The organism is Streptacidiphilus neutrinimicus (assembly GCF_000787815.1).
GTDB lineage: Bacteria > Actinomycetota > Actinomycetes > Streptomycetales > Streptomycetaceae > Streptacidiphilus > Streptacidiphilus neutrinimicus.
In genome coordinates, this window is the sequence record NZ_BBPO01000060.1 from 12671 (window position 1) to 18923 (window position 6253).

6 protein-coding genes and 1 pseudogene are annotated in these 6253 nt (G+C 73.4%); 2 read left to right on the forward strand and 5 right to left on the reverse strand.

Translation table 11 applies throughout. The features are described 5' to 3' along the window. The 3 genes from TR48_RS29190 to TR48_RS29200 form a co-directional block, all read right to left on the reverse strand. On the reverse strand, positions 1-774 hold a 774-nt coding region (locus TR48_RS29190; protein WP_052443148.1), incomplete at its 3' end, for a phytoene/squalene synthase family protein. Between the two features lie 229 nt (positions 775-1003). After that, complete coding sequence (locus tag TR48_RS29195; RefSeq protein WP_042372908.1) at positions 1004-2686, reverse strand: acyl-CoA dehydrogenase family protein; 1683 nt, start codon at positions 2684-2686, stop codon at positions 1004-1006. After that, a complete protein-coding gene (locus TR48_RS29200) occupies positions 2676-3311 on the reverse strand; it encodes a TetR/AcrR family transcriptional regulator (RefSeq protein ID WP_042372910.1) in 636 nt (211 codons plus the stop codon). Before TR48_RS29200 ends, TR48_RS29195 begins: the two co-directional genes overlap by 11 nt. Positions 3312-3425: 114 nt before the next feature. On the opposite strand from TR48_RS29200, the gene lepB reads away from it, so the two are divergent. Further along, positions 3426-4238, forward strand: coding sequence for a signal peptidase I (gene lepB / locus TR48_RS45910; RefSeq protein ID WP_042372912.1), 813 nt, complete (start codon positions 3426-3428; stop codon positions 4236-4238). A 132-nt stretch (positions 4239-4370) separates the two neighbouring features. Here the strand turns inward: lepB and TR48_RS46680 are convergent. After that, positions 4371-5002 (reverse strand): annotated as a pseudogene (locus TR48_RS46680) (GNAT family N-acetyltransferase); the annotation flags it as partial. Between TR48_RS46680 and TR48_RS29215 the strand changes: the two are divergent. Then, positions 4890-5321 carry a CBS domain-containing protein gene (locus tag TR48_RS29215; protein WP_042372915.1) on the forward strand — a complete coding sequence of 144 codons (432 nt, stop codon included), beginning with the start codon at positions 4890-4892 and terminating at the stop codon, positions 5319-5321. The pseudogene TR48_RS46680 and the gene TR48_RS29215 sit on opposite strands and share 113 nt — an antisense overlap. A 91-nt stretch (positions 5322-5412) precedes the next feature. Here the strand turns inward: TR48_RS29215 and TR48_RS29220 are convergent, their stop codons facing one another. Beyond that, positions 5413-5820, reverse strand: coding sequence for an aggregation-promoting factor C-terminal-like domain-containing protein (locus tag TR48_RS29220; RefSeq protein WP_042372917.1), 408 nt, complete (start codon positions 5818-5820; stop codon positions 5413-5415). Between the last annotated feature and the right edge of the window lie 433 nt (positions 5821-6253).

Consider the following 6253-nt stretch of genomic DNA (forward strand, 5'->3'; position numbering starts at 1 on the left):
GGGGGTGGCGGGGGGGGGGGCCCCCCCCGCCCCCCCCCGCCCCTCGGCGAGGGACGCCTCGGACAGGTCCAGGAGGTGCGCCAGCAGCGCCCGCACCCCCGGGGTGTCCCGGGCGGCGACGAGGTCGTCGCGGGTGACGGAGAACGCCTTCAGCGTCTCCTGGGGGATCGTCAGCCGGTCGGCCGCCAGATCCTCGGCGAGATCGGCGACGAAGTCGAGCCGCTGGCCGCCCTCGATCCAGGCGCGGCAGGCGGTCCGCATCGGCGGCGTGACGGGCGTCAGGACGCTCGCCACGACCAGGACGGCGGGCAGCGAGTACGCGTCGACGTAGGCCTGGTAGTCCTCCTCCGTCGCGAAGCCGGCGAAGTCGAGGTCGGTGAGCGCGGTGTCGAGGAAGGCCGCCACGTGCTCGCCCAGCTGCGGGAGCGCGGCGCTGCTGTGGGCCAGTGCCCGCACGAGCGCGTCGTCGGTCGCGGGCCCTCCCGCCGACGCGGCCCGGACGGTCGACTCCCACGCGCCGAAGGCCTCACGCCGCCGCGCCACCGGCTCGGCGGAGTCCAGCAGGTCGTCGGTCCGGTGCATGAACGCCGTCGCGACGACGACATGCGGCACCAACTCCGGCGGTACGAGCAGGCGGACGGCGAGATACGCCTCGGGCTTGAAACGCAGCACCGCCCCGCGCTGCGCACCGTAGTCGGTGCGCAGCGCGGGGTCGACGACGCCGGCGGCGTCGAGGGTACGGGACCAGCGGGACGGCAGACGGAGAAGGCTCACGGCCGATCAGCTTGGCACAGCCGGCCGTGCGCTCCGACGGCCCGTCGGTCCGCCCGATCCGGCCGCCGACCGCCGACCACGCCGGACGCGGCCTTGGCCGGGTCCACCGGCGCAGCCGACCGCGGAGCCTCGGCCCGCGAGGCCGCGCGTCGACCGACCGCGCGTCGACCGACCGACCGTGCGTCGACCGACCGACCGTGCGTCGACGGACCGTGCGCGCCAGGCGGTCTCAGCCGCGCAGCCCCGCCGGTGTGCGGGCGAGGAGGCTGTCCACTGCGAGACCGTCGGGGAGGGTGCCGAAGGCGAGGCCGCGGGTCGGGGAGAGGCGGGAGGCGGAGAAGGCGTCCGCGACGGCGTGCGGGGCGTGGCGGACCAGCAGCGAAGCCTGGAGGACCAGGGCGAGCGACTCGACCAGGCGGCGAGCGCCGTACTGGACCTCGCCGGACGTCGCCCCCGCGGCCGCGGTCAGCTGGGCACGGGCCTGCTCCCAGGCGGCGTCGAGGCGCGCGTCCGCGCCCTTCGCGGCCTCGATCTCGGCCGCGAACGCGTGCACCGCCTCCGGCTCGCGGGCCAGCACCCGCAGCACGTCGAGCGCCTGGACGTTGCCCGAGCCCTCCCAGATGCCGTTGAGCGGCGCGTCGCGGAAGAGCCGCGGCATACCTGACGCCTCGTCATAGCCGTTGCCGCCCAGGCACTCCAGCGCCTCGGCGATGGCGGCGGGCTGCCGCTTGCAGACCCAGTACTTGCCCACGGCCGTGGCCAGCCGCAGGAACGCCCGCTCCTGCGCGTCCCCGCGCTGCGCGCGGTCCGTCGCGCCGGCGAGGCGCAGCGCCAGCGTCGTCGCGGCCTCGGACTCCACCGCGAGGTCGGCGACGACGTTGCGCATCAGCGGCTGGTCGATCAGCTTCGCGCCGAAGACCGAGCGGTGGCGCACGTGGTGGTCGGCCTGGGCGAGCGCGGCGCGGATGCCGGAGGCCGACCCGAGGACGCAGTCGAGCCGGGTCGCGGCGACCATGCCGATGATGGTGCGCACGCCCTGGCCCTGCGGGCCGACCAGCCAGGCCACGGTGTCGTCGAACTCCGGCTCGCTGCTGGCGTTGGAGCGGTTGCCGAGCTTGTCCTTGAGCCGCTGGATCCGGAAGGTGTTGCGGCTGCCGTCGGGCAGCACCCGCGGCACCAGGAAGCAGGAGAGCCCGCCGGGAGCCTGGGCCAGCACCAGGAAGACGTCGTTCATGGGCGCGCTGGTGAACCACTTGTGGCCGCGCAGCCGCCAACTGCCGTCCGCGCTAGGGGCCGCGGTCGTCGTGTTGGCCCGGACGTCGGTGCCGCCCTGCTTCTCGGTCATGCCCATCCCGGCCAGCAGGCCGCGCTTGCCGAACGGGGCGGAAAGACCCGGGTCGTAGACCCGGCTGGTGAGCAACGGCTCGTACTGGGCCGCGAGTTCGGGCTGGGTGCGCAGGGCGGGGATGACCGCGTAGGTCATCGAGATCGGGCAGCCGTGGCCGGACTCGGGCGTGCTCCACGTCATGAACGCCGCCGCGCGCGCCACATGGGCGCCGGGCCGGGTGTCGGCCCAGGGCGCGCCGGCCAGGCCCTCGCGCACGGCGACATCCATCAGCCGGTGGTAGGCGGGGTGGAACTCGACCTCGTCGATGCGGTGGCCGTACCGGTCGTGGGTGCGCAGCTCCGGCTCGTGGCGGTTGGCCTGGTCGGCCCAGTGCAGGACCTCCTCGCTGCCGGCGAGCCGTCCGACCCGGTGCAGGTCGTCCTCGTACCAGCCGGCGCCCTCACGGTGCAGGCCCTCCAGCAGCACCGGGTCGGCGGCGACGTCGTGACCGGCCAGCGGCGGAGGCTGGTTGGTCACCTCGTGCGTGCGGGCCTGCGGTTCGCTGCGTGGCGTGTCAACGGTCATCGTTGCCTCCTTGGACGGAACGGGCTCCGGCGCAGCGCAGCGCCATGGCGGTCAGTTCGGCGAGCAGCGCCTCGGCGGCGGTGCCCGCGCCGGGGACGGCGAGCGGATCGACCAGCACCTCGCCGACGGCTCCGGTCAGCGCGGCGGCGGTCACCTCCGGGTCCTGGGGCGGCAGCAGCCCGGCCGTCGTGCCCTCCCGGACCACCTCAGCGAACAGGGCGCGGTAGCGGCGTCGGAACTCCAGCCGCTCCGCGCAGACCGCCTCCTCGGCGGGCGCGGCCAGCAGTGCGTAGGCGAGCCCGCGCCGTTCGAACGCCCTTCGCGCGAAGACCGCGACGCCGCAGGCGAGCCGGGTGACGGCGTCCCCGTCGCCGTCGCGGAGCACCGCGCCGAGCACGTCGACCTCGCGCCCGGCCGCCCGCCGGAACACCTCGACCGCGAGCGCGGTCTTCGAGGCGAAGTGCTGGTACACGGACCCGGCGGACATCCCCGCCGCGGCGGCGACCGCCCCGACCGACGCCCCGGCCCATCCCACCTCGGCGACCAGGGCCGTCGCCTCGGCGACGAGCCGCTCGCGCGCGGCGTCGAGCCGCATGCGCACGGCAGGGGTCTCGCGATAGGCCATGAAAGAAGTGAACCACGATTCAGACCTTGGCGGGGCGGGTCTCCGCACATCGCGGCGGGCTGGGAACTCACCCGCGTTGAATGGGCGGGGTCACAACTCGGTGGGGGGAACACAGTGGTTGAGTCTCGGCGCCGCAGGCGTGCGTTCCTGCGGGAGTCCGTCATCGTCGTCGTCGCCGCGGTCGTCATCGCGGTGGTCGTGAAGACCTTCTTCTTCCAAGCCTTCTCGATCCCCTCGGGGTCGATGAACAACACCCTGCTCAAGGGCGACCGGGTGCTCGTGGACAAGTTCAGCCCCTGGTTCGAGGCCGAGCCGACCCGGGGCGACGTGGTCGTGTTCAAGGACCCCGGCCACTGGCTTGACGGCTCCGCGGAAGCGCCCGCGCCGCACAGCGGGGTCGGCTACGACGTGCAGAACGCGCTGAGCGACGTCGGGCTGATGCCCTCCGCCGACGAAAGCTACCTGATCAAGCGGGTGATCGCGGTCGGCGGCGACACCGTCGACTGCCGGGCGGGCCGACCGCTGAGCGTGAACGGCGTCGTCCTGCACGAGCCCTACCTCTACCCCGGCGCGACGCCCTGCAACGACGACGCGGTAGGCACGGTCGTGGTGCCGGCGGGCGACCTGTGGGTGATGGGCGACCACCGCGACGACTCGGCCGACTCCCGGACACAGCGCCTGCGCGGCAACGGCGGCGGATTCGTCCCGGTCTCGGACGTGGTCGGCCGCGCCGACGTCGTCGTCTGGCCGCTCAGCCACTGGGCGGCGCTGCCGGAGCCGGACACCTTCCACCAGTCGGGGCTGTCCCAGCCGGCCGACGGCATCGCGGAGCCGGCCGCCATCGCCGCGCTGGCCGTGCTGGCGCTCTCGGCGCTGTTCCTCCTCCGGCGACGCCGCCGCCTGCGCCGCGTGCCGCGACGGGCCTGAACCGCCCCGGCCGCGCGAGGCGCACGGAACGCACCGACCGCAGGGACGCTGGCCCAGGCGCGAGCCGGGTGCGCCGAGGAGGTGGACCAGGCGCCCGGCGGTGTCCGCCTCGCCTGTCTCGCGGAGGCCGAGGCGGGCGGCCAGACGGCGGGAGGGCAGGTTGCTCGCCCGGATCAGCGCGCAGACGGGCAGATCGGCGCGGAGCGGGCGGACGTGGTCGAGCGCCGCGCCGGCCGCCTCCGAGGCGAGGCCGCGGCCCCAGACCGCGGGCCGGAAGCGGTAGGAGAAGTTGAGCACCGGGACCACCGCCTCCCCGGGCAGGGCGAAAGAGGAGACCTTGAGGCCGACGACGCCGAGCAACTCCCCCGGCGCCTCGTCCCCGAGACCACGCAGAAGCACCCGAAGCCGTCGCGTTCCCAGTCCAGGGCCCACGCGGCGAGCCGGCGCTCGGTCGTCTCGGCGGCGGTGGGCCCGTCGGGGTTGTGGCGGTTGGTCTCCGGATCGCCGTGCAGGGCGACGAGCGCGGCGAGATCCTCGGGGGTCGGACGCAGCAGACGCAGGCGGCCGGTGCGCAGCACCGGAAGGCGTGGGCTCACCCGGGGAAGCCTACGATGGTGGTGACTGCTGGCCGCATCATCAGGAGGCCGCAAGATGACCACAGCCCAGGAGATCATGCACCCCGGCGCCCAGTGCGTCACCGAGCACGAGTCGCTGGCCACGGCGGCCAAGCTCATGCGGGACCGCGGTGTGGGCGCACTGCCCATCTGCGGCGAGAACGACAGACTGCTCGGCATCATCACCGACCGCGACATCGTGGTGAAGTGCATCGCGGCGGGGCTGGACCCGTCCGCCACCACAGCCGGCGAGATGGCCGAGGGCCGCCCGCTCACCATCGAGGGCGAGGACGACATCGAACAGGTGCTTCGGGTGATGGAGCAGCACCGGGTCCGGCGGCTGCCGGTGATCGACCACCCCGGCCACAAGCTGATCGGCATGATCAGCGAGGCGGACGTGGCCCGTCACATGCCGCAGGCGCGCGTCGCGGAGTTCGTCTCGGCGATCTGCGCGGAGGACGAGGAGTAGCGCAGGCGGACGAGGACAAAGACGACGACAGAGAGGCAGGGCCCGTCCGGTCGGACGGGCCCTGCCTCAGGTTTGCGCGCTGTCGGCTCGATCAGTACCAGCCGTGGGTCTGCCAGAACGACCAGGCGGCGTTCGGGCTGCCGTAGGTGGAGTTCATGTAGCTCAGCGCCCACTTGATCTGCGTGGTCGGGTTGGTCTGCCAGTCGGCGCCGACAGAGGCCATCTTGTTGCCCGGCAGGGCCTGGCCCAGGCCGTAGGCGCCGGAGGAGGCGTTGGTCGCGGTGACGTTCCAGCCACTCTCGTGGGAGATGATCTGGTCGAACGAGGAGAGCTGGTCGGCCGGCACGATCGACGCGGCGAGCGACTGCGCCTCGTTCGGCGCGATGGCCGTGGCGGCGTGGGCGGCGCCGCCGACGCCCATGACGGCGGCGGAGGCGAGGATGCCGGCGCCGGCGATCGAGGCGGACAGGGTGCGCAGCGAACGAATCTTGAAAGCCATACGGAAGCAGAACCTCTGTTGCTAGGGAGAAAGGTCTTCAGGCACCCGATCGATCGGGGCTCCGGCGGCTCTCGCTCAGCCGGTGCGGCCTGACATCAACCACCCTGCGGGAACTGGCCCAAAAGGCGCAAGGAGCCCACATACGACCGCCGATAGTGGACAAAACGGACTTATCGGCGTGCTGACGCTTAGTCCGACGGGCGGAGTCTCCTATTCCCCCTAGTAGGTCTCCATTTCATGTGGCCCACGTCACGTCCCATCTCGCGCTCCGCGGTCGCGCCGACACTATGCGTGGGCGGAAAATGCGCGCGAAAGGGGCGCGGGGCGAGCACCCCGCACCCCTTTTCGGAGAGCGAAAACTGCCTCGAACTACTCCGCGACGGCCTTCTTGAGGGCCTCGACGCGGTCGGTCCGCTCCCAGGTGAAGTCCGGC